The following is a 24,766-nucleotide window of genomic DNA, read 5'->3' as shown; positions in this document are numbered from 1 at the left end:
TCAATCAGAACTGCGGGGGAACACTCAGTTTCCCCGTTATTCAGAGATAAATTAAGAGCATCGAAGATGGATACAATGGCTGTTGCCGAGACCAGCACTGTTTGTCAGTTTCGCCATTTACGGAAAAATGTGGCGAACAAATGGCGTTGTAGCATAGCACTGGCAGTATTGTCACTAACGGGCTGTGCGTATATACCGCAAAAACCCCTGGTTGAGGGGGCAACCACCGCGGCACCTTCCGTGACAACCGCGCCGGTCCCTAATGGCGCTATTTTTCAAGTAGTACAGCCTATTTATTATGGTTATCAGCCGCTATTTGAAGATCGCCGACCACGAAATATTGGCGATACCCTGACGATTACATTGCAGGAAAATGTCAGCGCCAGTAAGAATTCTTCGGCCAATGCCAGCCGTAATGGAAAAAACACATTTTCCGCCGCACTGACTCCCCGTTTTCTTAGCGGGCTAATTGGTGGAAATAAAACCGATTTAGAAATGGAAGGTGAAAATACTTTCAGTGGGAGAGGCGGCGCTAATGCCAATAATACGTTCAGAGGGACGATTACCGTGACGGTCGATCGGTTACTGGCAAATGGCAACTTACATGTTGTCGGTGAAAAGCAGATTGCTATCAATCAGGGAACGGAATTCATCCGTTTCTCCGGTGTGGTTAATCCACGGACAATTAATGCTAATAACACGGTTAGTTCCAATCAGGTCGCTGATGCTCGCATTGAATATGTGGGGAATGGATATATTAATGAAGCGCAGAACATGGGATGGTTACAGCGTTTCTTCCTGAATGTTGCACCGTTTTAAAAGGGGATGGTGATGATAAAACAATGTGCTGTTAGCCTTCTTCTTGTATTGCTGGCTCTGATGACAACGACTGCATCGGCAGAACGTATCCGTGATCTCACCACGGTGCAAGGGGTGAGGGAAAATGCGTTGATTGGTTATGGATTAGTGGTTGGGCTGGATGGAACTGGTGACCAAACCACTCAGACGCCATTTACCACCCAGAGTTTAAGTAACATGTTATCCCAGTTGGGGATTACCGTTCCTCCGGGAACCAATATGCAGTTGAAAAACGTGGCTGCCGTGATGGTCACCGCGAAGTTACCGCCGTTTGGTCGTACTGGGCAGAATATTGATGTGGTGGTTTCTTCGCTAGGGAACGCTAAAAGTTTACGTGGTGGTACCTTGTTGATGACACCACTAAAGGGTGTTGATAATCAGGTCTATGCTCTGGCACAGGGTAATATTTTGGTCGGCGGTGCCGGTGCCAGCGCGGGTGGCAGCAGCGTGAAAGTTAATCAGCTTGCGGGGGGCCGAATTAGTAACGGCGCAGTGATTGAACGTGAATTACCTACACAGTTTGGTGAAAATGGCATCCTGAATCTTCAATTAAATAACGAAGACTTCTCTCTTGCTCAGCAAATCAGCGATACGATCAACCGTATGGGCGGAACCGGGACAGCAACGCCGCTGGATGCCCGCACGGTACAATTGCGTATGCCGAGGGACAAAAGTGAGCAGGTTAAATTTCTTTCTCATGTGCAGAACCTGACTGTCCGTGTTGATGTCGGTGATGCCAAAGTGATTATCAACTCTCGTACCGGCTCTGTGGTGATGAACCGCAATGTGATGCTGGATAGCTGTGCTGTTGCTCAGGGAAACCTTTCTGTGACGGTTGAGAATCAGGTGGTTGTTAATCAGCCCAATACGCCGTTAGCAGGTGGTAGTACCGTTGTCACCCGTAATCCTGGTGTCGCTGTTCGTGAACAAGGTGGCGCATTGCAGCAGGTTAATGCCAGTGCAAGTCTGAGCCATGTTATTCAGGCACTGAATTCATTGGGTGCGACACCGAATGATTTAATGTCAATCTTACAGGCAATGGAAAGTGCGGGTTGTCTGCGGGCGAGACTGGAGATCATTTGATGAGTGATTTTTTAACCCTGTCCGGGGCAGCTTATGATGTACAGTCGGTTAACACATTGAAAGCCAATCTGACAAAAGATCCGCAACAAGGGCTACGGCAAGTAGCCCAACAAATGGAAGGGCTCTTTGTTCAGATGATGTTGAAAAGTATGCGTTCGGCCCTGCCTAAAGATGGCATGTTGAGCAGTGAACAGACCCACCTCTATACGTCGATATACGATCAGCAAATCGCGCAGAATATTGCTCGGAAGGGGCTAGGTTTTGCCGATATGATACTCAAACAGCTTTCTAATACTAAAACCGCCCCCAGCGAAATAGCGGGCAAGATACCCATGACCGCGGACAACGAAGTTTTGCAAACTTTGCCAAGGCAGGCGCTTGAGCAGTTTATACGTCGAACTGTGCCGAAGCCCGAGGCGGCGCCAAAACCACTACCGCTGAACAGTACGAACTTTGTATCCACGCTCTCGCACCCTGCCCAAATAGCTAGCCAACGCACTGGCATTCCTCATTTGTTGATTATTGCTCAGGCTGCATTGGAGTCGGGTTGGGGGCAAAGAGAGATTCTGACTGCCGATGGTAAGTCAAGCCATAATCTGTTTGGTATTAAGGCGGGTAAAGGCTGGAAAGGGCCGGTAACCAATATTTTGACCACAGAATATATCAACGGTGAGCCACAGAAAATGAAGGATAATTTCCGTGTTTATGGTTCTTATATCGAAGCGATTGCGGATTACGTCAAATTGCTGACGGAAAATCCCCGTTACGCCAAGGTTGCCCGCTCTGTTACTCCGGAGCAAGGGGCTTATTCCTTGCAACAGGCAGGTTATGCAACGGATCCTGGATATGCGAAAAAACTGGTCTCAGTTATTCAACAGCTAAAAGGTGCTGGAGAACAGGCGGTGAAAGCGTATACCTACGATTTGAGTAAACTATTCTGATCTCTATTTTGCTCAAGTTTTATTGAGTTCAGCCGATAAATTAAAGCAGTTCAGACATTGTTTTTAGCTATCTGAAAGATTGTTTGCCGCCGCCAGCGGAGACATAAATAAAACGCAAAAGGATCTTCTGATGTCCAACAGTCTTATTAATACCGCGATGAGCGGCCTTCAAGCTGCTCAGATTGCTCTGGGGACCGCGAGTAATAACATCACAAATGCCAAAGTTCCTGGTTATAACCGGCAATCGACAGTTATCAATCAAAACGGTGGCACCATGACGTCCGTTGGCTTTATCGGAAATGGTGTTACTGTCACCAGCATTAACCGTCAATATAACGAATTCATTAATCAACAATTTTCTGCTGCTCAGGCGAAACAAGGGGCATTAACCACTTATTCTCAGCAAATTTCCAAGATTGATAATTTGCTGGCAGATAAAGCAAATAACCTGTCAAACACCGTTGATGACTTCTTTACCAGTTTACAAAATGTTGTCAGTAATGCTGAAGATGATGCCGCCAGAACGACAGCCATTGGTAAAGCAAAGGGATTGGTAAACCAGTTGAAAAGTGCAGATGACTTCCTGCGTAAAATGGAAAATAATATTAACCGGGAAATAACTGACTCCGTTGATTCCATCAATAATTATGCCCAGCAAATTGCTAAACTCAATGGTGAAATTACCCGTATGAGAGGCGGTGGTAGTGCTGAACCAAACTCATTACTGGATCAGCGAGATCAATTGGTCAATGAACTGAATGAACGGGTTGGTGTGAATGTGACTCAGCAGGACGGTGACGCTTATAATGTGACTTTTGCCGGTGGAACGATGCTAGTTCAGGGGACAACCGCCTACCGAGTAGAAGCGATTTCGTCCAATACGGACAGCAGTCGCATTACACTAGGTTATGATCGTGGTTTTGGCGGCGTTGTTGAAATTGATGAAAGATACATTGATAAAGGTAAATTAAGCGGCATATTACGGGCGCGCAGTGAAGTGTTGGATAATTCCCGTAATCAGTTAAACCAATTAGCGTTGGTATTGGGCGATCAATTTAATCAGGTTCATCGTTCTGGTTTTGATTTAAAAGGTAAACCGGGTGAAGACTTCTTCGCATTTAATAACCCTGATGTTATTGCCAATGGCAAAAATAAAGGTTCTGCCGATTTCAACGTGGAATATACAGATACCTCAGCGGTAAAAGCCAGTGATTATCATCTCAGCTACGATGGGTCTAATTGGAACATCCAGCGTGCCTCTGATAAGGCGGATATTTCTGCCAAAGTAACGGGTAATACTCTGGAATTTGATGGATTAAAGGTTGAAATTAATCCAGACAATGCGCAAAAGAATGACCGATATACACTGAAAGCGGTTAATGGTGTTATTGGCGGCCTGGAAGTGAATATTAAAGATGCGTCACAATTGGCGGCGGCGGGCACTAAAGATAGTGGACCGAGTGATAACGCCAATGCCAAAAAACTCATTGAATTACAAAGTAAAAAATTGGTAGAGGGTAAAGCGTCATTTTCTGGTGCTTATGCTTCGATGGTCAGTACTATTGGTAACCAGACTAGCACGGCGAATGTTGATTTAGAAACTCAGAATAATATTACTAAACAGCTTTATGCCGAACAGCAGTCGGTTTCCGGCGTCAATATAGATGAAGAGTACGGCGCATTACAAAGTTTACAGCAATATTATCTGGCTAATGCGCAAGTTGTCCAGACTGCCACAACCTTGTTTAATGCCATTTTGGATCTCCGTCGCTAATAAACGTGCCACTTAATAAAAAATAGCCTGAGAATACTCGGATATTTTTGGCATTTATACCTAATAGATTTCGAGTTGCAGCGCGGCGGCAAGTGAACGAATCCCCAGGAGCATAGATAACGATGTGACTGGGGTGAGTGAAAGCAGCCAACAAAGCAGCAGCTTGAAAGATAAAGGGTATAGCTGAATATTTAAAAGGAATAATATTGTGCGCGTAAGTACCAATATATTGTACGACCAGAAAATGGTTGGCATTACTACTGCCCAGTCAAAATGGATGCAACAGGGAACACAGCTATCTAGTGGTCAGAGAGTGATAAATCCATCGGATGATCCGATGGCGGCCTCTCAGGGCGTGATGGTTGCCCAGGCTGAAGCTCAGAATCAGCAATATAAGACTGCTCGTTCATTTGCCAAGAATGCGATTTCCATGCAATTAAGCGTAGTATCTAAAGTTGTTGGTGTGGTTCAAAATGTTCATGAAAGCCTGGTAGCTACAGTGAATGGTGTATTGAGTGATGAAGATCGTGACTCGCTGGCTATTCAACTGGAAGGATTTAAAGAGCAACTGGTTAACTTGGGTAACACCACCGATGGTAATGGCCGCTATATTTTTGCCGGTTATAAAACGGATGTGAAACCTTTTGATGAGAGTAAAAGCGGAGCAGTTAGCTATCGAGGTGGCTCTGAGGAACTGACTCAAAAAGTAGATAGCAACCGCTCTATGATCATTGGACATACTGGGGCTCAGGTATTTCTCTCATCGACGAGTAATCCGATAAAAGAGCCGGATGGCAGCTCCAGTGAATCTGACATATTTAAAACGATAGATATGGCGATTCAGTCATTGAAAACGCCATTTGCCGAGGCAGATCAAAAGACTCGTGATGATGCACTGGAATTGCTGAATAAAGCCAACCGTGGAACTCGCAATGCGTTGAATAATGTCTCTTCGGTGGAATCGGTATTGGGTTTACAACTGAGAGAAATGGAAGATTTGGATAGTTTAGGAGCAGAACGCAGTCTGGCTAATAAGAGCCGTTTGAGTGAACTGGTTGATGTGGAATGGAATTCAGCGATTTCGAATTATTATCAACAACAAGCAATACTTCAAGCATCGTATAAGACATTTACTGATATGAAAGGCATGTCGTTATTTGAGATATTTCGTTAATTCGGTTTTTATTTTTTACTTTAATCGCTGGTTTTCAGGCCAGCGATTTTCTCAATTAAATATCCCAAATAATTATTTATTATATTAATCCTGCTTCTCCGTTTTTAGTTAATTTCCCGCCTGTAGATATTTTTTTGTTAACGGTTAATATTGTTATTATTATATCATACTAAAAATCCTAATTATCAAAAGTATCAAAGTAGTTTTGTATCGAAGACTCGTTGGAAGGATAAAGAGGGTTACGACTAAAAGAAAGCTATTGGCCCTCGCTAATAGGGATCATAAGAAGCCCCCGCTAGCGTCATTTGTGACTTAGCGGCGGGAGCAAGTCAAGATTTGGGCCATTGTCTGGCGGTATGGTATGTAGTACACGGAGGATACGTACTGTTTTACCTGCAACATCATAGATATCTCCTCGCGGTCTTGAATAGCCTCTGGTGTCCAGAATAATTGCATTTTTAGTCCTAATTACTGTGTTATTTGATTTCCCTTTTGATCTTTTTTTCAAAAATCGTTACGGTATAACGCTTAAAATGGCTAGGGATTCAACTTTCTATCTAATCCCAATGAAGAAGGATATCGTGATTTAAGTAACGAATTATGGAAGCGGTTGAAAACAATAATCAATATTAAAAAATAACCTTAAGGATTGCGCATGTACCACAATGAACATCAAATAATGAAAGCTGTTTACGATCACTTTTATGGTCAGATTAATGATAATGGCGTTATACCTATTGACCTACGTGCGCCTTCCTTGATTGGTACAGTTCAAGACGATCCTTTTGATTGTTTGATTGAACAAAAACTTCAACAAGCATTTCCTGAATTGGAAGTTGTTCGTTCAGGTAAGCTGACTACCCCTGATATTATTATTCGTGATAAGCGAACGGGTATCATTGTTGGGGTTGAAGTTAAAAAGCTAATTCAGAAGCCGAGTGGCGCTGATGCACGTGGTCTTACTATGGATTACAATAGTTGCTTGCCGTGTGGAACTGCTTTGATAAAGATGGGCAATACAACAGTCGATATTCCTTGTTATTACATGTACTCACTATTGAGCAATGACAGTAGCAGTATTGTAACTTTTATTTTGATGCACGGTGATTTCATCAACTATGACTTTAATCTTTATAAGAAAGCCAAAGTTGCGAACCAAACCGGGTATAACCATGGTCCGTACGGTGAAGGCTCTGTTCGTCATCGGGCAATGTATACGTACCCTAATCCACTAAATTACAAATTAAAGTGTTTTCATACAAGAAAGGTTTTTGTAGCGAAAAAATTTGATTGTGAAAATCTTCAGATATCGTACTTGGCTACAGAAGAAGTATCAAGGTATGACATTTACGAAAATAACTTTTTGTACAATATCATTGATAATGGAAAACCTGATCAATCTGTTGAACCTGTTCTAATTGAAGATATTTTTGCTGACTGCAAAGCACGTACAGCAAAACTTCGTACGTCTATTTCTATGCCAGTGTTAACAAAATAATATGAAGTATATAATTGAAAATAATTTCCCTTTTGAGCAGATTGATCCAATTGCGGAAATCGAAAGTTACAGAAAGGAAATTAACCGTCCTATTTACCACATTCATAAATGGTGGGCGAAGCGTTTAGGAAGCGTATTCCGTTCTATTGTTTCTGGTGCTCTTACTGAGGGTCAATGGAAGGATTTTTACGAATACCAAAAACATACTGGAAAGGTTGTGCTTGATCCTTTTATGGGTTCAGGAACTACATTGGGGGAAGCGGCAAAGCTTGGAGCAAGTATTATAGGATGTGATGTTAACCCAGTTAGTACATTCTTAGTCACACAAGCAATGGCTAGCGTGAATATAAATGAACTGAAAAAAGAATTTAAATCCATTGAACGGGATGTAAAAGAGGAAATCCTTTCCTACTATACAACAATGGTTCCCGGCGCTTCAAAATCCACGCCAGCACTTTACTATTTTTGGGTGAAGGTTGTTGCCACGCCAGAGGGCGAAGAAATCCCGTTGTTTTCAAGTTATGTATTCAGTAAAAATGCCTACGCTAGCAAGAAACCGGATTCGCAAATATGGTGCCCATCATGCGAATCTATTATTGTGGAGAAATACAATAGTACTGACATTAAATGTCCTTGCTGCTCATATAACTTTAATCCGCAAAATGGACCTGCCAAGGGGACAAAAATTGTTGACAGTAGAGGTCATGAATACAAAATCAAGGAATTGGTATCTTGCAAAGAGCATCCACCAAAGCATAAATTGTATGCCATTATGGCGCTTAACGAAGCCGGTGAAAAGGTCTATATCAAACCGACCCAATATGACTACGACCTTTTTAATGAAACGCGTGAACGTCTTTCCCTGATCAAAGGCGATCTTCCATTACCCACTATGAAAGTTAGACTCGGATATAACACGAACCAAGCACGCGGATATAACTACAATCATTGGCGTGACTTCTTTAATGAACGTCAATTGTTATGCCTTGGATTATTGCTTCAGCGGATATTGAAGATTAAAGACAAGGTGATTCGAGATCATTTTGTTTGCTTGTTTAGCGGAACACTTGAATTTAATAACCTGTTTTGCAGTTTTAAGGGGGAAGGTACTGGTGCTGTTCGTCATATGTTTTCGAATCATATTTTGAAACCAGAGAGAACACCATTAGAAAATAGTGTATGGGGAACACTGGGAAAAAGCAGCGGTACATTTTCGACATTATTTGAAAGTCGTTTGATTAAGGCGAAAACCTATCTTGATGAACCATTTGAAGTATTCATTGAAAACAATGGGGTAAAATGTTTTTCAAAGAAAGTCGTTTGTAGTGATCCGATAAGGGTAAATGTTACTCAATCATGGGAAACGTTCAAAAACGCTTCTCAAGGTGCTTTGATTTTGAATGCGGACAGTTCTTCACTTCCCATCCCTGATTCATCGGTTGATGCTGTAGTTACTGATCCACCGTATTTTGATTTTGTTCACTATAGTGAATTGAGTGACTTTTTCTATGCTTGGCTTTCTAATGCTCTTAGTGGTGAATACGAATACTTAAACAGGAAAGATTCATCACATGAAAACGAAGTTCAAGATAGGGATAATGAAAGTTTCACAAGGAAAATTTGCAGTATTTTTAAGGAATGCAACCGAGTGCTTAAAGAAGATGGCCTCTTGTGTTTCAGTTATCATCATTCGACGATAGACGGCTGGATGGCAATATACGATTCTGTCACTAAAGCCGGTTTTGATATTGTAGCTGCTCATCCGGTAAAAGCTGAAATGTCTGTTGCCAGCCCTAAAAGCGCTGCAAAAGAACCTATCAATCTTGATGCAATCTTGGTTTGTAAAAAAGAAGTTAACCCGCCAAAAATTGAGAACCCACAGGACGAAATCTTTTCCCGGTTCAGTGACTATGTTGAACGATTCGACGTTGTTGAAAGAAACCTAAGTTCAGGGGACTGCTTTGTAATTGCTTGTTCCCAGGCAATTATGGTTGCTTCATGCCTTCGAATGGATAGAGAATCGACTATTGACCTGGTTAAGTGGTCTGTTGAAACATGTGTTCAGCGTAAAAAGATATCGCTTAAATGACCAGACCAATGGACGGATATTGATAATTTTTTTTAATCAATACAACTATTATCAATAGATTCTGATCGCTATATTAAAAGTATAAGAAATAACAGGTACCGTGCACAAAAACATGGGTGACGGTACCAATATTGACTATATTGTATAACATGAATTCTAATAGGTATTTGGTGAGTTTATTTAGGTTTAAATTAGTTAAATAAGAAATGAAAATAATGATGATTATTTTTAATTATAATTGGATGGAATTATAAATTAATGGTGTTTTAATGATTGAATTATTGTTATGTTTTTTTAATATTATATTTTTTTAAAACATAAAATTGTTGTTTTGAATTAAATATACCCAATAGATTTCAAATTGCAGCGCGGCGGCAAGTGAACGCATCCCCAGGAGCATAGATAACTATGTGACTGGGGTAAGTGAAAGCAGCCAACAAAGCAGCAACTTGAAGGATGAAGGGTATATAGTTTTCTTAAATAACTGAGTATTAACCGCTTTAATACTCAGGAATAAAGCAGAATAACCAAGTTAAAATAAATCACATATATTAGAGCTTTTCTCCATTAACGGCTGACCAGTGATAAGGTTGTAATTCACGTATGGTTTTAAATAAGAGTTCATTTTTTTCATTAGTCACCGCTGCTTTTACGGCGCTTCCCCAATAAACCAGACGCTCTTGACATATTCCACAGGGTGTCAAAATGATATATTCACAACCCGCATCTTCACGGCAAAGACATAAAGAATGTGTTACTGCTTCATTCAATTTATGTGCCTCTAAATAGGCGCCAACTTCCATACAAAGGGATAATGCGTCATTTTTGGTATCAGGAGCAATGCTGGTTAAAATTTTACCCGATTCTGTCCGTACTGCGGCTGCACCACCCCATCCCTTTGGATATCGTTTTTCAATTAAGTTAACTGCGGCATTATATAACACTTGTTCTATATTCATTAACTTACTGCTCCGATCCAATTAGCTTATTTTCTTTTTCTATGTTAATAACATCTTTGAAAAATAAGCTTTTAGCTGTTGTTAAAAATCTATTATATAGTTAAAACACTAAGATGCGCTTTTCTCTTACTTATCGGTAAAATTTTACAGCATTAAATAGTATGGTTTATGCAGTATGTAATACTTATGGGTTTTTGGAATGGTTTCGATTTTAAATAACCATTCCACTGATAATGACCGCCAGTCGATTAAATAATTCACTAAACATACGCTCGGTAAATGGCGCTAACATCGGGATTAAAAGTGTGAGTACCAAGATACCGGTAGTCAGTGTTAACGGAAAACCGACCACAAAGATGGAAAGTTGTGGTGTCATCCGGTTTAAAATCCCCAATGATAAATTTAGTGTTAATAATAGCGTTATCAATGGTAGAGCCAGCATCATGCCGTTGATAAATATCATACTGGCGCTTTGTGCTAGCAGTAAAAATCCTTGAGCGCTGAGTTGCAGTGGTTGTACCGGAAGAACTTGAAATGTATCCGCCAGAACCGATAATAGCCACAGGTGACCGTCAAAAGCCAGAAATAACAGTAAGGTCAAGAGGTTAAAGATTCGTGCCAAAATAGGCATATTGGGGCCGCCGGAGGGATCAAAAAAGGTAGCGAATGAAAGCCCCATCTGTAAACCAATTACTTCTCCGGCATGACGCACCGCGGCAAAGGCAATTTGCATCGTCAGGCCAAGCGATGCGCCAATTAGGATTTGTTGCAGCATCACCCAGAATGCCGCAACAGAGAAAATAGGCACTTGCGCAGGTTGCAGGTTTGGCATCAAGAGCAGCGTTACCATCACTGCCAGTCCGATTCTGACTTTCTTAGTTGCCTGTTTTTCGCTAAATAGTGGTGCAGTACTGAACAGCGCAAGCACCCGAACCAGCGGCCAGAAAAATTCACTGACAAACTGGATCAGCATTTCACTGTTAAAAGAGATCATAATCAGCCAATTATCACGGGTATGCTGCTGTAGAGTTCACGCATGTAGTCCAGAAATAGGTTTAGCATCCAAGGGCCGGCGATAACGGTAGTGACAAATACCGCCAGAATTTTAGGAATAAATGACAGCGTCATTTCGTTAACCTGTGTTGCAGCTTGCAACAAGCTCACAATTAAACCACATAATAAAGCCGATAAAAGCAGCGGCGCAGCGAGCGCCAGCGCGACTTTCATGGCTTCTGTTCCCAATGCCATTACTGATTCAGGAGTCATAATGTCTGCCTCTTTTCAGGTTAACCATAGAAACTTTGTGCTAGAGAACCTAGCAGTAATTGCCAGCCGTCAACTAAGACAAATAGCATGAGTTTAAAGGGCAGTGAGATAGTCGCGGGGGGTACCATCATCATCCCCAACGCCATCAATACGCTGGCGACCACCAGGTCAATAATCAAAAATGGGATAAACAGTGTAAAACCAATCTGAAAAGCGGTTTTCAGTTCACTGGTGATAAATGCCGGCATTAATACTCTCATAGGAACGGAATCGGCGGTTTCAAATGGTGGCTGATCAGCAAGACGAGCAAACAGCGCTAAATCGTTTTCCCTTGTCTGACGCAACATAAATTGCCGTAGTGGCTTGGCGCCATTTTCTAAAGCGGTTTCCAGACTAATTTTATCTTCACTGAAAGGCAGATAAGCATCTTGATAAACTTTATCGAAAACCGGTGACATAATGAAAAACGTCATAAATAGCGCCAGTCCAAGTAAAATTTGATTGGGTGGCGCTGATGGGGTGCCTAAAGCATTACGCAGTAAACCCAACACGATAATAATGCGGGTAAAACTGGTCATCATGAGCAAGGCCGCGGGAATAAAAGTCAGTGCGGTAATAAAAACTAACGTCTGAACCGGTAGTGACCAACTTTGCCCGCCGTTTGCCAGCGGTTGGCTGATTATCCCCGGCAACTGTGCCGCAACATCCATTGGTAAAATAAGCGCGGCGAGTGCCATCCCTAGACGGAATGACATGGCAAATTTATCCCTTGTCATAAAGAGAGAACTAATTTTTTTCATCACTTTTGCCTTGTCGCATCAGCGTATTTTTTAAAATCTGACCAAACAGCGCGGGTTTTATAGCTTGCCCCTCGGTGTTATCACGGTTGGATTCAGGTATTGGCATCTGATGTAATAAATTAATTTGCTGAGCAGTGACACCCAGTACCAGCCAGTTATCTTCAACTTCCACAATGACGACACGTTCACGTTGTCCTAAAGAACAACTGGCTTTGATACTTAATTGTTGCTGAGTTCTCCCTTTGCTGGAAAATAGCCCCATACGGCGAATTAACCAAGTGAGAGTGAAAATCAATAGCAACACTCCCGCCAGAGCACTGCTGACTTGCATCAGTGTCTGACCTGCGGGAAGGGGGGCGGAAGTGGCTACTTGAGCCACCGCTTGGGTTTGCGCGGCAGGTTCTGCCGCGCCATGATGCAGAGAGGGCTGGAAAGCCATATTAACGACTCAGGCGACGCATACGTTCAGAAGGGGTGATGATATCGGTGATACGGATACCGTATTTATCGGATACAACCACAACTTCACCCTGAGCAATCAGATATCCATTGATTAAAATATCCAATGGCTCCCCGGCGAGGCCATCAAGGGAAACCACTGAACCTTGAGATAATCTCAGTAGTTGTTTGATGGTCATTTTTGTCCGGCCCAATTCTACGGATAATTTGACCGGAATATCCAGGATTAGGTCGATATCCGATAAGTGGGCCAGTGTATCCCGAGGCTCCAGAGATTCAAAAATCGCCGCGCTACTGTCAGAGGTTTGTTGTTGCGCGGCCTGTTGTTCCAGAGCTTCTGCCCACATATCTTCGGCAGATCCGGTTGAAGCGGTATCTGTGGGTTGCTTAGCATCACTCATTGGGCTGTTCCTCATCCAGAGCATTTAAAACAGGGTTAATAAGGTGTTCGACACGCAGGGCATATTGCCCGTTTAATGTTCCGTACTGACTGGTGAGCACGGGCACACCATCGACGTGAACGATCAGGCGTTCGGGTTTATCAATAGGTAAGATATCCCCCGGCTGGAGTTGCAGGATTTTTGACAGCCTTAGCGGAATATCAGCAAAGTTAGCGACTAATTCTAGTTCTGAATGCTGAACCTGTTTTACCAGGCTTTCTCGCCACAGGCTATCTTCTTGCCGGACATTTTCCAACGGTGGATTGGTCAGACGTTCCCGTAGGGGTTCGATCATGGCAAACGGAATACAGATATTAAATTCACCACTCAACGCACCAATTTCCACTTGAAATGGCGTTGTCACCACAATATCGTTCGGTGATGTCGTAATGTTGGTAAATTTTACCTGCATTTCAGAGCGGATATATTCCACTTCAATTTTGAAAATGGCACTCCAGGCATCACGATAGGAATCCAGCGCCATACGTAACATCCGGTTAATCACTCGTTGTTCAGTATGGGTGAATTCACGACCTTCCACTTTGGTCGGGAAACGTCCGTCACCACCAAACAGGTTATCCACCGCGATGTAAACCAGGCTTGGTGCGAATGCAAACAGCGCTGTTCCTCTCAATGGTTTCAGATGAACCAGGTTAAGGTTGGTCGGTACTGCCAGGTTACGGGCGAATTCATGATAAGGCTGAATTTTTATTGCACCGACTGTAATGTCAGGACTACGGCGGAGCATGTTAAACAATCCCATCCTGAAATGACGAGCAAAGCGTTCATTAATAATTTCCAGTGCTTGCAGACGTTCCCGAATAACACGGCGTTGGGTATTGGGATCATAAGGGCGAACCTCATTTTCCCTGGACGCGGTATTTTCCGCGTCGTCACTGGCACTGTCGCCATTGAGCAGAGCATCAATCTCTGCCTGTGAAAGAATATTGTCACTCATGGTGATTATCGTAGAATAAACGTGGTAAACAGCACATCGGTGATGACCTGATCCGGTTCACCGGGTACCAAGGTTGGGCGCAGTGTTTGCTTGATGTCATCCATCAGACGCAATTTGCCGTTGTCATGCGCCAGATCGGCCGATTTTTGGCGTGATAGCAACAACAACATACGGCTACGAACTTCCGGCAGATACTCGTGGAAGCGCTGTCGAGTTTTTTCATCGGCTAAACGTAAAGTCACACCAATGTAGAGCACTCGGTCAAAGTGATCTTCATTGTCGATCAGGTTGACGGTAAAAGGCTCCAGAGTCATGAAGACCGGGGCTTCTATGGTTTTGGATGCCGCGGAGTCACTCTCTTTTGCCTGTTTAAGTGCCCACCAACTGTATCCCCCGATGGCGGCACCGATAACGGCAATCAGTACTAACAGTATCATCCCAAATGGATTTTTGCGTTTACGCTCGTAGCTATAGTCAGACATGGACAGACAAATTCCTGTTTTTGTTGCGGATAAGTGTCCACGCGTTCCGTGGCGGACTGGCTTATCCATCAATATCGATAATCATTATCCCGCGTATTTCCGCCAGCAATAGCTGGAACAAACGGGGAAAAAACTACTAACTCGTTCGTTTGTTGTGAGCCTTGTTTATAGTACGTATCAATACCTTCCATCATCAGGCGAAAATATCCACACCGCCCCGAACCGATGCCAGTTGATGGGGTGTTAAATGTACCGTGGATTCAGTAGCGGAATGGTTTTCCGAGGCAGTATCCGCATGGTGACTTGCGGTGCCGCCTGAATGTTGTGAACCAGAACGTTGTTGTTGCCACGAATTGGCGTTGTCACCGCTGACACTGCTTTGGGTCAGTTGAATACCACTTTCTGCCAAGGCATGGCGAAGTCCCGGTAATGCCGCTTCCAGTGCGGCCCGGACATGGCTGTGAGCCGATGCTAGATGCAATTGTGCTTGATTATCTTCAACAGACATACGGATTTGCAATGCGCCTAGCTCTTGTGGATGCAGGCGTAGTTCTGCCTGTTGCAGGCCATTGCGGTTGAACAAGATGATCTGCTGGTTTAATTGTTGTTGCCACTCTTCACTCCCCAACTGGGCATTCAGTAAGGGGGTGGAAGCACTGGATAACTGAAACTGGGCCGTCTGGTTATGCCCGGCGGAAAGCAGGGGAGAGGTTGCTACAGAGGGGATTTGCCCGGTTTGTTGATTTTCAGTGACTGCTGGCGCGGGCTGGCTTTCAGCTTGAGCAGGGGTTTGAATTAATGCTGATTCACGTGGATGGGGTTGAGTTGCAGTTTCATGCTGGAGAGTTGTGGCAGTAATCTTGGGTTTTACCGAAGAATTTTGCCCAAGTCCGTTTTCAGGCTTGGTTTTAAAAAGTACTTCTGTTTGTTCTTTCTGTTCTTTTTGTTCTGGCTGTTCTGCAATCGTAGTCAGCGGATTCTCCTCAGTCGATAATCCTGTAACGACTAATTCTTGAGCGCTAATTTGACGGTTTTTGTCATTATGCTTAATGAGTCCGTCAGATTGGAGGCTACTTTTCTGGTTTTCTGATTTGATGGCTAACCCGGATAATTGTATGGGTAAACTTGCCGCCAGCTCTTCTGCTGACATGAGTTTTTCATCAACAGAAGCCGGTTGTTTGTTTACATCTGCTTTTACATCAAGGGAAACCCGCGAGGAGGTAATCGGCTCCGTTGGCATTCCATTTGAGATAGGTAATTCATTTGGGATAGACAATTCATTTGGGATAGACAATTCATTTGGGATAGACAATAGTGGCGATAAACCGTTGTCTGTATCATCTATAATCTCTTTTTCTTCTGTGGATGACACTTTTCCCGGTTTGACCCCGCCTTTTTGTGCCAGTTCGGTTTCCAGATTAAGAAACTGAGCAAAAGCCGAAGACTGATCGGCATCAGTGAGTGAATCACTACGCGTTGGTTGGTTTTCTGTCGGTTTCAGGTCGGCAGGCAAAAGAGTGAGGTTCATTATTTATTTCTCCGTTGTGCGCTATGTTGGGCATACTCATCCATCTGTTTCTGCTCCGTTCTGTTCTGATGTAATCTTCGGTTGTTATCTGCCCGTTGTTGCAAAGTATCAAAAGCATTGAGACGTTGTTGTTTTTCCCGCCACTGTGATAAAGCCGTATCAAGCCGCTGTTGCCATTGATTGAGCTGCAATTTGTGCTGTTCAATCGCTTTTTCCAGTGTTTTCATGAATTGCTGATAATTTTGCCAAGTAGTGCATGGCATACCATTACTCAGTGTGTCATTCAGGCGCTCCCGGTATTCATCCTGATAGCCCACCAACGTTGCGAGTTGGTGCTCCATTTGCTGATGGTTCTGACGAACTTGTGCCAGGTGGGTGGTGGCTTTTTCCACTGCATTTTGTGCAAGGTCACGCAAGGTCATGAGAGGTGATTGTTGCTGCATCTTCTTCCTCGCTTTAATGGCAACACACAGAAAATCGTTACGTTACGTAGGTAACAACTGTTGTAATTGAATGCAGGCAGCTTCATATTCACTACGTTCTTCAATATCTTGCTGTAGAAATTGTGCCATGTAGGGATAAAGCTCAATGGCTTTGTCCAATAGCGGATCACTGCCTGCCGCATAAGCACCGACGTTAATCAGATCACGGTTACGCTGATAGTTTGCGAGTAGTTGTTTGAACTGCTGTACTCGCCGGTAGTGCTGCTTATCAATGAGTGCCGTCATCGCGCGGCTGATAGAAGCTTCAATATCAATTGCCGGGTAGTGCCCTGATTCCGCAAGTGAACGAGAAAGGACAATGTGACCATCCAGAATCGCTCGGGCCGCATCGGCTATCGGGTCTTGCTGATCATCACCTTCGGTCAGTACGGTGTAGAATGCGGTAATGGAGCCACCGCCATTCACTCCATTGCCTGCCCGCTCCACGAGCGCCGGAAGTTTAGCAAAAACCGAAGGAGGGTAGCCTTTGGTTGCCGGAGGTTCACCAATAGCTAGGGCAATTTCACGTTGCGCCATACTGTAGCGGGTCAATGAATCCATGATCAGTAATACATGTTGACCCCGGTCACGAAAATCTTCGGCAATCCGGGTCGCGTAGGATGCACCTTGCATGCGTAACAGGGGTGAAATATCGGCAGGTGCGGCGACAACTACTGAGCGGGCTAAACCGGCGGCGCCAAGGATGTTTTCAATAAAATCTTTAACTTCACGGCCACGTTCACCGATCAAGCCAACGACAATCACATCAGCCTGTGTATAACGTGCCATCATGCCAAGCAGGACACTTTTACCCACCCCGGAACCGGCAAACAACCCCATACGTTGCCCACGGCCTACGGTCAGTAGGGCATTAATCGCTCGTACACCGACATCCAGTACATCACTGATTGGTGTACGTTGCAGAGGGTTGATTGGCGGTGTGGTGAGTGGGGCACGATAGCCGGTATCTGGCGAAGGAAACCCATCCAGTGGACGACCGGCGCCATCCAAAACCCGTCCTAACAGTTCCGGGCCAAGGGGTAACTGGCGTCCACTGCCACAATCTTCACTGTACGGGCGCGCGTATACACGGGCGTCGGGTACAATTCCTTCCAGATCTTCAAGTGGCATGAGGAGCAGTTTTTCGCCATTAAAACCGACAACTTCACTTTCAACTTCTTCAATATTGCTGCCATTTTGTCGTTCAATCAGGCAGGTTGCCCCCAGAGGCAGATGTAAACCCGTTGCCTCCATCACCAGCCCGGTCGCTCTGGTCAGACGTCCATAACGACGCACTAGCGAAGTTTTCGCTAATTTCTGCTCAAAAGCATCCAGTGTCGCCAGCCAGCGTCCGAGTCTTGCTGTCATTACAATTCCCCCGGTGCGGCCAGCCGGCATAACTCATGCCAGCGGGTTGCCAGGCTGGCATCCAAATCGCCTTCATCCGCACTGATTTTGCAACCACCAGGATGCAGTTTGTTATCTGCCAGTAAGCGCCAGCCGTGTAATGAGAGCGTATTGCCTAATTGTTGTTCAATTATTGGCATATCTCGTGGATGAACCCGCAATTGAGGCTTACCACTCAACATCGGTTCCTGTTGAATAAATTCACGGATCTGATTGAGCAGGGCAGTGCCATCACAAATCGCTGGCTGACCTAGGATCTGTTTTGCTGCGGTCAGTGACAGTTGCATCAAGCGGGATGCAATGATCGTGTCAAGCCCTTCCAGTGAGTGTTGGAAATCGGTCAGCAGATTTTGCCACTGCTCTGTGATAGGTTTCTGTTGCTGAATGGCATCTTTTAGCCCCTGTTCCAGACCGGCCTCTAAGCCGGCTTGGTAACCTTTTTCATAACCTTGTGTTTGGCCCTCGGTAAATCCTTGTTCATGGCCTGCCTGGCGAGCCTGTTCTTTCAGGTTATCCAGCATTGCCGCCTGTTCAAGGATTTCATTGCGCTCAGAGTCTTCCTGTGAGTCATCAACGGGCTCTGGTTTGGCCCGTAGTTTTTCCCACTGTGTCAGTTCGTTTGGTTTCCAGGGTTGCCAGTCAGCATTGTTTAACTTATCAGACATAGCTATCGTCGCCACCATTCAGGATAATCTCGCCGCTTTCCGCCAGACGACGGACAATAAGCAGAATCGCTTTCTGTTCGCTTTCCACTTGCGACATCCGCACCGGACCACGGTTTGCCAGGTCATCGCGCATAATCTCCGCGGCACGCTGAGACATGTTGTTGAGGAAATGATCGCGCAGTTGCTGGTTACAGCCTTTCAGTGCAATGAGCAGGGAGTCAGTTGTGATTTCCTGCAACAGGCGTTGGATACCTCGGTCATCCACATCGATAAGGTTTTCGAACAGGAACATTTCATCGATGATTTTTTGTGCCAGTTCGTTATCGTAGGCACGCATGGCTTCGATAACATTCTCCTCTTGCTGACTTTTCATCAGGTTGATAATTTCAGCTGCGGTACGAACGCCACCCATTTTGCTACGTTTGAGATTTTGACCGTCTAACAGGTTATTGAGCACTTCCGTGAGTTCCGCCAGTGCAGCCGGCTGTACACCACCGAAAGTCGCGATACGTAGCATGATATCGTTGCGTAATTTGTCATCAAACAGCGCAAGGATATCGGCTGCTTGTCCACGATTTAAGTGAACCAGAATGGTGGCGATAATCTGTGGATGCTCTTCACGGATCATATCGGCTGCCATTTGAGGTTCCATAAAGTTGAGGGTCTCCATACCGGTGGTGGTTTCACGGGATTCGAGAATATCTTCAAGCAGACTGGAAGCGCGTTCTTCACCCAGCGCTTTAATCAACACCGAACGCAGATAGTCACTTGCATTGATACTCAGTGCCGCATATTGGCCGGCATCCTCTTCAAACTCAGCTAAGACATCGACCAGTTGCTGGTTGGAAACCTGGCGCATACCCGCCATGGTGATACTGAGTTGTTGGACTTCCCTGGAGTTCAGGTGCTTAAACACCTCGGCCGCCTGATCTTCTCCCAGGGTCATTAACATGACGGCGCTTTTTTCTGTTCCGTTCAGGCTCATTGTTCGTTACTCATCCATTGACGGATCACCAGCGCCACTACGCGAGGATCTTTTTCTGCCAGTTCGCGGATACGTTGGCTTTGAATTTCAGCACTGACCCGTTGACGAGTCAGTCTCTGGCGGGTTTTTTCATCCATTTCCGCACTCGATTCAGTCACTTGTTTTTTCTGCACTTTCCGTGCTTCAAGGGCGGCTTTTTCCGCGGCGCGTTTTTTGGCGAGTTGAGGAACCACCATTTTGCGCCACAGAAGCCACGCCACCAGTATCAACAGAAGGTAGCGACCAAAATCAAAGGCTTTTTCCAGCAGAACCGGATTCTGCCATACCGGGATCACTTCGATATTTTCTTTGCTTTCAGTAAATGGTGTATTAACCACATTCAAACTGTCGCCACGCTCTTTGGAAAAGCCCATTGCTTCTCTGGTCAGCGCTTCTATTTTCGCCAGTTGTTCCGGTGTCAGCGCCTGAGTTTCCGGGCCATTTTTGCCTGCTATCGTGGCATAATTGACGACAACGGCGACAGATAAGCGTTCAACACCGCCAGCTTGCTGTTGCACATGGCGAATAGTCCGGTCCACTTCATAGTTTGTGGTTTCGTCACGGCGGTTATTGCGATTATTGTTGACCATGCGCTCGTGACTACTACCAGCGGATGATGCTTTCTTATCGCTCTTGTCGTTTTTATTGTTCTCTTTGGTGTTGGGTTTATCAATCGGCGCACTCGGTGGAGGGCTCGGTTGATTGGAAAGCGCACCGGGAATACCGCCAACCCGAGGGCCGCCACTCTGTTCGCTTTCACTTAACTGTTTTGAGCGAACCGCCGCCTGATTTGGTGGCTGATTAGGTTTATATTCTTCCGCTGTCTCTTCGCGGCGAGAAAAATCCACCTGAGCTGTCACTTGTGCGTGAACGTTACCACGACCGACAACCGGAGTCAGAATTGCTTCAATACGATGCTGGAAACGGTTTTCTACTTCCTGAATGTATTTCAGTTGACTGGTGTTTAGGTCACGTCCGGTGGCGTCGGCTTGGGTCAACAGACGTCCGGTCTGATCAACGATAGTGACGTTGCCCGGTGGTAAGCCAGCGACACTGCTGGAAACCATATGGACGATGGCGTTTATCTGGCCTTCATCCAAGGTACGGCCTTGCAGTAATCCAACAGTAACGGAAGCTGAGGGCGATTTCTGTTCACGGACAAACAGCGAGGGTTTGGGGAGTGCAAGGTGAACGCGGGCATTTTGCACCGGCCCTAAAGATTCAATGGTACGTGACAGTTCACCTTCCAATGCCCTTTGGTAGTTAACTTGCTCACTAAATTGGCTGATCCCAAACTTTTCTTTATCGAGTAGTTCGAATCCAGCAGCTCCACCTTTAGGTAGCCCTTGTTGTGCCAATCTTAGCCGTGTCTCATGCACCTGTTCGGCAGGGATCATGATAGCCGCGCCATTTTCGGCAAAACGGTAAGGGACATTTAATTGGGTTAGTTGGGTGACAATATCGCCACCATCTTTATCGCTTAGATTACTGTAAAGCACCCGATAATCGGGGCTGCGTAACCACAGGAAAAGGGCAATGACAATCGCAATGGCTGCGCTGCCGGCAACTAATAATGGCACTTTAGGATCAGCTTTTATCTGGTTAATGATAGCACTGAAACCTTTAGTTTGATTTTCAACGTCAGTTGTTGCGGCACTCATAGACGATCCTTGCCTTGCTGTTCAACATGAATACTAAAAGCGTGGCGTAACAAAACAGACTCCCCATACGCAAGCGAAAAAATTCTTCCTATTTTCATTCTTGTCATTATTCGCTGTTCACTCATCTTTTAATGGCACAATAAGCCCTGACTTTTTACTTTAATTACCCGCTTTAGATTGAGGGGGCTATGTTAGGGTGGCAATCTAAAAATATGCCGTATAAATCTCAGGTTAATATGGCATTGAATTGCGTAGGGTATAGGGTGGTTTAACACGAGGTTTTTATGTCAATTCAGGCAATTGAAGGTGTGCTGCAACAGATGCAGGCTCAGGTGTTACAGGCAGCAAGTATCGCAAAACCAATACCGTTGCAGGGGGGATTTGCCAGTCAACTGACGGCAGCCATTGGTAAAATTAATCAGACACGTTTGAATGCCACAAAACAAACTCAGGATTTTACACTGGGTGTACCCGGAGTTGAATTGAATGATGTTATGGTGGAGATGCAGAAATCCAGTATCGCTTTGCAAATGGGCGTCCAGGTAAGAAATAAGCTGGTGGCTTCTTATCAGGAGATTATGAATATGCCGGTGTAGGTATTAACTTATTGATATCTATTGTCATAAACCTTTTGTATTATCGACAACTTACAGGGGCGACCATATTACCCCACGGATGCCTGGACTCAAATTTCTGGTTCGCTTGCAGAGTCACTTTATGGGAGAATTGTTTTTGCTGATGGATTATAGAGAATCTCTATAATTTGTGTCAGAAATGTAAAATACCTTTCATTGACGTATAAGATATTGAAAATGAAAAGCAGGGTATTATTTGATCACCCAGATTTTTTATCTATTTCTTATGATCTGAATTGAAATCAATACGTTCTAAACCAAGCTCACAAAACGAGTAAATAATGGTGATGAAGATACATCACCTTTATTTCTCAATTACTTTTGCTCCGTAGAATTCATAAGAATATGATAAGGTTCAACAGGAAATTGGCCGTAGCTATCATTTAATAATTGCTGTCGGCTGGCTTGTTTGATGAGTTTACTTAACTCATCAAGTCTTTTCTGTAGTAGTTTTTTAATCTCATTTTCATTATCTAAAATTATCTGCAAGATGTTGGTCATTTTTTGCTGTAACGAAAGAGAAGTTGTCGATGATATTGAAGAGTGGCTGATCACTTCTACTGCCTTGAGGTAGGTGATTTCCATATCAACAAGTTCATCCCATTTTTCATTTTTGGCTAAATTAAGCATTTGCTCACTTAAACTTAGGATCCGTTGGTAAGCTGACAAAAGATCCATTTCATTATCCATTAAACAATATCCTGACTGCCGTTGTAATGAGGGCCAATTTGCCGCCAAGCGTCTGAAATCTCGGTGAGTAACTTGATTACTTCGGTAATGGCTGATTCATCATTACGTAAATTAGCGTGGAGTAAACGTTGGGTCATATAGTCGTAAAGGGAAGCGAGATTGTGTGCCAGCTCTCCACCTTTTTCGTTATCTAACCCCTGTTTGAGGCCATTATCAATGATATTGATCGCTTTGGAAATAGCTGCACCTTTTTCTGCGATATTACCTTGTTCCATCAGAATAATTGCTCGACGTAGGGCGCTAAGCGCCCCGTTGAACAAAATCTGAATCAACTGATAGGGGGAGGCATTCATAATTTCGCTCTCCACATCTATCTGGGCATATAATTGACTTGCCGAACGTTGATACATAATTTCCTTTAATTATCTCATCTGCTGTAATAGGAAGTTACCGGTCTGTGTCAAGGAAGTGACCATTTTATCCAGTTGTGAAAATTGGCGTTTATAACGTTCAACCGTTTGGTTAATACTGTCTTTCGTCCTGTCCACTTGTCTCTCAAGGGTTTTTAGGCGCTTGTTAATGCCATTGGTGGCGGTAACCAAGGTACCTTCATGGCTATCCAGAGCATCTTTTAATAGTTTATGGGTCTGAGTGGCAAAACCTGTTTCTTTACCGTTACCCATAAAGAATGCTTTCACATTAGCCGGTTTTTCTTTTAGATTCTTTTCTAGTTTTTCGTTATCAATTTCTAGTTTACCGTCAAGCTTTTGTTTAATGCCCAGTTTATTTAGGGTTGGAATATCATTAGCCGCCTGAGAGCTGAAAATCTGGCTTTTTAGTTGATTCTGTATTCCGCGTAATGTACTGTCACCCAATAAAGCACCATTGTCTTTCGACGGTTCTTCACCCTGTTTTACTGGCTTATATTTGGTCAGTGAATCAAATGTCGTTTGCAACTCATTATAAGCATCAACCCAGTTTTTAATTGCCTCTTTCATCGGCTCGATATCACGGGATACGACCAACATTTCTGGCTTATGTTTCCCAAGTTTATCTTTATCTTCGGTCGTTTTTTTCAGATCCAGTTTAACGCCTTCGGGTGCATCGGTAATATGGTTTGTCTGACGCTCAATTGGAATGTTATTAACGGTCAAGAGTGCATTCTTAGCTTCGACGGTTTGAGTTAGTTTACTCGTTGTACCCGGAGTATAGTCTAAAAATTGGCTAAGTTTGTTATCACCTTCAACTTTGATGGTCATCACGGATTCAGTGCCAGCTTTTTTAGCCGTTAGCACTAAATAGTTTTCGCCATCTTTTGCCTTAATAATACTGGCGTTGACATTACCTTCTTGTTTATTAATTGCATCACGAATCTCAATAATGGATGTTTGGTTGTGTGTCAGCTCGATTTTCATCGGCTTTTTTTCGCCAGGCTGAGTAATGGTGATTATTCGGGTTTTACCTTCACCCAAATCTTCCCCTATAGGTTCTTTGATATTACTGACTTTTTCTGCCTGTAATGATTGTGCCTGCGCTAATTGCTTAACTTCAATACTGTAGTTACCTGGGCTGGCTTTAGAATCAGTACTAGCAACGAATGCATCATGTTTTTCGCTGGCAGTGGTGGTGTTAAGTTTATCGAACTTTTTCAGTGATTCAGATGCGGTTTCCAGTTTTTCTAAACTGCCTTTTAATGTACCAAAAGCGGTTAGCTTACCTTTATAACTGGTTTGTTGCTCTGTCAGCGGTACTAAACGTTTTTGTTCTGCTGCCTGAAGTTTATCCAATATAGAGCCCAGATCCATCCCCGACCCGGCGCCTAATGAAGAAATGCTAGCCATTTATTGACTCCTTTATTAGTAAAGCTTTATTGAACCGGTTATCGGTAAGTTT

The 24,766-nt window shown here is 44.1% G+C and carries 25 protein-coding genes; 8 read left to right on the top strand and 17 right to left on the bottom strand.

Translation table 11 applies throughout. The features are described from left to right. Nucleotides 1-66 precede the first annotated feature (66 nt). The 7 genes from D3222_RS00410 to D3222_RS00375 all read left to right on the top strand — a co-directional run bounded on the left by D3222_RS00410 (nucleotide 67) and on the right by D3222_RS00375 (nucleotide 9,417). Nucleotides 67-819 carry a flagellar basal body L-ring protein FlgH gene (locus tag D3222_RS00410; RefSeq protein ID WP_118984336.1) on the top strand — a complete coding sequence of 251 codons (753 nt, stop codon included), beginning with the start codon at nucleotides 67-69 and terminating at the stop codon, nucleotides 817-819. Nucleotides 820-831: 12 nt separating this feature from the next. Further along, a complete protein-coding gene (locus D3222_RS00405) occupies nucleotides 832-1,941 on the top strand; it encodes a flagellar basal body P-ring protein FlgI (protein ID WP_118984335.1) in 1,110 nt (369 codons plus the stop codon). Next, nucleotides 1,941-2,882 carry a flagellar assembly peptidoglycan hydrolase FlgJ gene (flgJ, locus tag D3222_RS00400; RefSeq protein ID WP_118984334.1) on the top strand — a complete coding sequence of 314 codons (942 nt, stop codon included), beginning with the start codon at nucleotides 1,941-1,943 and terminating at the stop codon, nucleotides 2,880-2,882. The genes D3222_RS00405 and flgJ overlap by 1 nt, the downstream gene beginning before the upstream one ends. Before the next feature lie 130 nt (nucleotides 2,883-3,012). After that, the gene (flgK, locus tag D3222_RS00395) at nucleotides 3,013-4,656 is read left to right on the top strand and encodes a flagellar hook-associated protein FlgK (RefSeq protein WP_118984333.1); all 1,644 of its coding nucleotides are present in this window, start codon (nucleotides 3,013-3,015) and stop codon (nucleotides 4,654-4,656) included. A gap of 208 nt (nucleotides 4,657-4,864) precedes the next feature. After that, a complete protein-coding gene (flgL, locus tag D3222_RS00385) occupies nucleotides 4,865-5,830 on the top strand; it encodes a flagellar hook-associated protein FlgL (RefSeq protein WP_118984331.1) in 966 nt (321 codons plus the stop codon). Nucleotides 5,831-6,485: 655 nt separating this feature from the next. Then, entirely contained in the window at nucleotides 6,486-7,328 is an 843-nt protein-coding gene (locus D3222_RS00380) for a hypothetical protein (RefSeq protein WP_118984330.1), read from the top strand. A 1-nt stretch (nucleotide 7,329) separates the two neighbouring features. Next, a complete protein-coding gene (locus tag D3222_RS00375) occupies nucleotides 7,330-9,417 on the top strand; it encodes a DNA methyltransferase (protein WP_118984329.1) in 2,088 nt (695 codons plus the stop codon). A gap of 551 nt (nucleotides 9,418-9,968) precedes the next feature. Here the strand turns inward: D3222_RS00375 and D3222_RS00370 are convergent. The 14 genes from D3222_RS00370 to fliF form a co-directional block, all read right to left on the bottom strand. Beyond that, entirely contained in the window at nucleotides 9,969-10,376 is a 408-nt protein-coding gene (locus D3222_RS00370) for a cytidine deaminase (protein ID WP_118984328.1), read from the bottom strand. 211 nt (nucleotides 10,377-10,587) lie between these two features. Next, nucleotides 10,588-11,370: a flagellar biosynthetic protein FliR gene (gene fliR / locus D3222_RS00365; protein ID WP_118984327.1), complete on the bottom strand. Its 783-nt coding sequence runs from the start codon at nucleotides 11,368-11,370 to the stop codon at nucleotides 10,588-10,590. 2 nt (nucleotides 11,371-11,372) lie between these two features. Beyond that, on the bottom strand, nucleotides 11,373-11,642 hold the full coding sequence (gene fliQ / locus D3222_RS00360) for a flagellar biosynthesis protein FliQ (protein WP_021324077.1): 270 nt from the start codon (nucleotides 11,640-11,642) through the stop codon (nucleotides 11,373-11,375). Nucleotides 11,643-11,662: 20 nt separating this feature from the next. Beyond that, on the bottom strand, nucleotides 11,663-12,397 hold the full coding sequence (gene fliP / locus D3222_RS00355; protein ID WP_118984505.1) for a flagellar type III secretion system pore protein FliP: 735 nt from the start codon (nucleotides 12,395-12,397) through the stop codon (nucleotides 11,663-11,665). A gap of 31 nt (nucleotides 12,398-12,428) precedes the next feature. Then, nucleotides 12,429-12,881, bottom strand: a complete 453-nt coding sequence (gene fliO, locus D3222_RS00350) for a flagellar biosynthetic protein FliO (protein ID WP_118984326.1) — start codon at nucleotides 12,879-12,881, stop codon at nucleotides 12,429-12,431. A gap of 1 nt (nucleotide 12,882) precedes the next feature. Beyond that, nucleotides 12,883-13,302, bottom strand: coding sequence for a flagellar motor switch protein FliN (gene fliN, locus D3222_RS00345; RefSeq protein ID WP_118984325.1), 420 nt, complete (start codon nucleotides 13,300-13,302; stop codon nucleotides 12,883-12,885). After that, entirely contained in the window at nucleotides 13,295-14,299 is a 1,005-nt protein-coding gene (gene fliM, locus D3222_RS00340; RefSeq protein ID WP_118984324.1) for a flagellar motor switch protein FliM, read from the bottom strand. Before fliM ends, fliN begins: the two co-directional genes overlap by 8 nt. A 5-nt stretch (nucleotides 14,300-14,304) precedes the next feature. Next, nucleotides 14,305-14,781 (bottom strand): flagellar basal body-associated protein FliL, encoded by a 477-nt coding sequence (gene fliL / locus D3222_RS00335; protein WP_118984323.1) that lies wholly within the window; start codon nucleotides 14,779-14,781, stop codon nucleotides 14,305-14,307. 193 nt (nucleotides 14,782-14,974) lie between these two features. Continuing rightward, nucleotides 14,975-16,309, bottom strand: a complete 1,335-nt coding sequence (locus D3222_RS00330) for a flagellar hook-length control protein FliK (RefSeq protein WP_118984322.1) — start codon at nucleotides 16,307-16,309, stop codon at nucleotides 14,975-14,977. Further along, the gene (fliJ, locus tag D3222_RS00325) at nucleotides 16,309-16,752 is read right to left on the bottom strand and encodes a flagellar export protein FliJ (RefSeq protein ID WP_118984321.1); all 444 of its coding nucleotides are present in this window, start codon (nucleotides 16,750-16,752) and stop codon (nucleotides 16,309-16,311) included. The genes D3222_RS00330 and fliJ overlap by 1 nt, the downstream gene beginning before the upstream one ends. Nucleotides 16,753-16,794: 42 nt before the next feature. Beyond that, complete coding sequence (gene fliI / locus D3222_RS00320; RefSeq protein ID WP_118984320.1) at nucleotides 16,795-18,159, bottom strand: flagellar protein export ATPase FliI; 1,365 nt, start codon at nucleotides 18,157-18,159, stop codon at nucleotides 16,795-16,797. Beyond that, entirely contained in the window at nucleotides 18,159-18,863 is a 705-nt protein-coding gene (gene fliH, locus D3222_RS00315; RefSeq protein WP_118984319.1) for a flagellar assembly protein FliH, read from the bottom strand. Before fliH ends, fliI begins: the two co-directional genes overlap by 1 nt. Then, the gene (gene fliG / locus D3222_RS00310) at nucleotides 18,856-19,848 is read right to left on the bottom strand and encodes a flagellar motor switch protein FliG (RefSeq protein ID WP_118984318.1); all 993 of its coding nucleotides are present in this window, start codon (nucleotides 19,846-19,848) and stop codon (nucleotides 18,856-18,858) included. The genes fliH and fliG overlap by 8 nt, the downstream gene beginning before the upstream one ends. Continuing rightward, nucleotides 19,845-21,548 (bottom strand): flagellar basal-body MS-ring/collar protein FliF, encoded by a 1,704-nt coding sequence (fliF, locus tag D3222_RS00305; protein WP_118984317.1) that lies wholly within the window; start codon nucleotides 21,546-21,548, stop codon nucleotides 19,845-19,847. Before fliF ends, fliG begins: the two co-directional genes overlap by 4 nt. A gap of 284 nt (nucleotides 21,549-21,832) precedes the next feature. On the opposite strand from fliF, the gene fliE reads away from it, so the two are divergent. After that, nucleotides 21,833-22,144 carry a flagellar hook-basal body complex protein FliE gene (gene fliE, locus D3222_RS00300; protein WP_118984316.1) on the top strand — a complete coding sequence of 104 codons (312 nt, stop codon included), beginning with the start codon at nucleotides 21,833-21,835 and terminating at the stop codon, nucleotides 22,142-22,144. Between the two features lie 354 nt (nucleotides 22,145-22,498). On the opposite strand, the gene fliT is transcribed toward fliE, so the two are convergent. The 3 genes from fliT to fliD are packed head-to-tail and all read right to left on the bottom strand — an operon-like array spanning nucleotide 22,499 to nucleotide 24,714. After that, a complete protein-coding gene (fliT, locus tag D3222_RS00295) occupies nucleotides 22,499-22,873 on the bottom strand; it encodes a flagella biosynthesis regulatory protein FliT (protein ID WP_118984315.1) in 375 nt (124 codons plus the stop codon). Next, nucleotides 22,873-23,283: a flagellar export chaperone FliS gene (fliS, locus tag D3222_RS00290; RefSeq protein ID WP_118984314.1), complete on the bottom strand. Its 411-nt coding sequence runs from the start codon at nucleotides 23,281-23,283 to the stop codon at nucleotides 22,873-22,875. The genes fliT and fliS overlap by 1 nt, the downstream gene beginning before the upstream one ends. Nucleotides 23,284-23,295: 12 nt before the next feature. After that, nucleotides 23,296-24,714 carry a flagellar filament capping protein FliD gene (gene fliD, locus D3222_RS00285; protein ID WP_118984313.1) on the bottom strand — a complete coding sequence of 473 codons (1,419 nt, stop codon included), beginning with the start codon at nucleotides 24,712-24,714 and terminating at the stop codon, nucleotides 23,296-23,298. Nucleotides 24,715-24,766 lie beyond the last annotated feature (52 nt).

The sequence above is a fragment of the Photorhabdus sp. CRCIA-P01 genome (genome assembly GCF_003545805.1).
Classification (GTDB): Bacteria; Pseudomonadota; Gammaproteobacteria; order Enterobacterales; family Enterobacteriaceae; genus Photorhabdus; species Photorhabdus antumapuensis.
Note: the sequence above shows the minus strand (reverse complement) of the source record. Positions and strands in the feature narration are given on the sequence as shown.

Bases quoted from the DNA above. Each gene is read 5' to 3' on its own strand.
- D3222_RS00380 (WP_118984330.1), top strand. From the start codon at position 6,486: ATGTACCACAATGAACATCAAATAATGAAAGCTGTTTACGATCACTTT.
- D3222_RS00330 (WP_118984322.1), bottom strand. From the start codon at position 16,309: ATGAACCTCACTCTTTTGCCTGCCGACCTGAAACCGACAGAAAACCAA.
- D3222_RS00410 (WP_118984336.1), top strand. From the start codon at position 67: ATGGATACAATGGCTGTTGCCGAGACCAGCACTGTTTGTCAGTTTCGC.
- fliF (WP_118984317.1), bottom strand. From the start codon at position 21,548: ATGAGTGCCGCAACAACTGACGTTGAAAATCAAACTAAAGGTTTCAGT.
- fliL (WP_118984323.1), bottom strand. From the start codon at position 14,781: ATGTCTGACTATAGCTACGAGCGTAAACGCAAAAATCCATTTGGGATG.
- fliJ (WP_118984321.1), bottom strand. From the start codon at position 16,752: ATGCAGCAACAATCACCTCTCATGACCTTGCGTGACCTTGCACAAAAT.
- fliG (WP_118984318.1), bottom strand. From the start codon at position 19,848: ATGAGCCTGAACGGAACAGAAAAAAGCGCCGTCATGTTAATGACCCTG.
- fliO (WP_118984326.1), bottom strand. From the start codon at position 12,881: ATGGCTTTCCAGCCCTCTCTGCATCATGGCGCGGCAGAACCTGCCGCG.
- D3222_RS00405 (WP_118984335.1), top strand. From the start codon at position 832: ATGATAAAACAATGTGCTGTTAGCCTTCTTCTTGTATTGCTGGCTCTG.
- fliS (WP_118984314.1), bottom strand. From the start codon at position 23,283: ATGTATCAACGTTCGGCAAGTCAATTATATGCCCAGATAGATGTGGAG.
- fliM (WP_118984324.1), bottom strand. From the start codon at position 14,299: ATGAGTGACAATATTCTTTCACAGGCAGAGATTGATGCTCTGCTCAAT.
- flgJ (WP_118984334.1), top strand. From the start codon at position 1,941: ATGAGTGATTTTTTAACCCTGTCCGGGGCAGCTTATGATGTACAGTCG.
- fliT (WP_118984315.1), bottom strand. From the start codon at position 22,873: ATGGATAATGAAATGGATCTTTTGTCAGCTTACCAACGGATCCTAAGT.
- D3222_RS00375 (WP_118984329.1), top strand. From the start codon at position 7,330: ATGAAGTATATAATTGAAAATAATTTCCCTTTTGAGCAGATTGATCCA.
- flgK (WP_118984333.1), top strand. From the start codon at position 3,013: ATGTCCAACAGTCTTATTAATACCGCGATGAGCGGCCTTCAAGCTGCT.
- D3222_RS00370 (WP_118984328.1), bottom strand. From the start codon at position 10,376: ATGAATATAGAACAAGTGTTATATAATGCCGCAGTTAACTTAATTGAA.
- fliD (WP_118984313.1), bottom strand. From the start codon at position 24,714: ATGGCTAGCATTTCTTCATTAGGCGCCGGGTCGGGGATGGATCTGGGC.
- fliH (WP_118984319.1), bottom strand. From the start codon at position 18,863: ATGTCTGATAAGTTAAACAATGCTGACTGGCAACCCTGGAAACCAAAC.
- fliI (WP_118984320.1), bottom strand. From the start codon at position 18,159: ATGACAGCAAGACTCGGACGCTGGCTGGCGACACTGGATGCTTTTGAG.
- fliE (WP_118984316.1), top strand. From the start codon at position 21,833: ATGTCAATTCAGGCAATTGAAGGTGTGCTGCAACAGATGCAGGCTCAG.
- fliN (WP_118984325.1), bottom strand. From the start codon at position 13,302: ATGAGTGATGCTAAGCAACCCACAGATACCGCTTCAACCGGATCTGCC.
- fliR (WP_118984327.1), bottom strand. From the start codon at position 11,370: ATGATCTCTTTTAACAGTGAAATGCTGATCCAGTTTGTCAGTGAATTT.
- fliQ (WP_021324077.1), bottom strand. From the start codon at position 11,642: ATGACTCCTGAATCAGTAATGGCATTGGGAACAGAAGCCATGAAAGTC.
- fliP (WP_118984505.1), bottom strand. From the start codon at position 12,397: ATGTCATTCCGTCTAGGGATGGCACTCGCCGCGCTTATTTTACCAATG.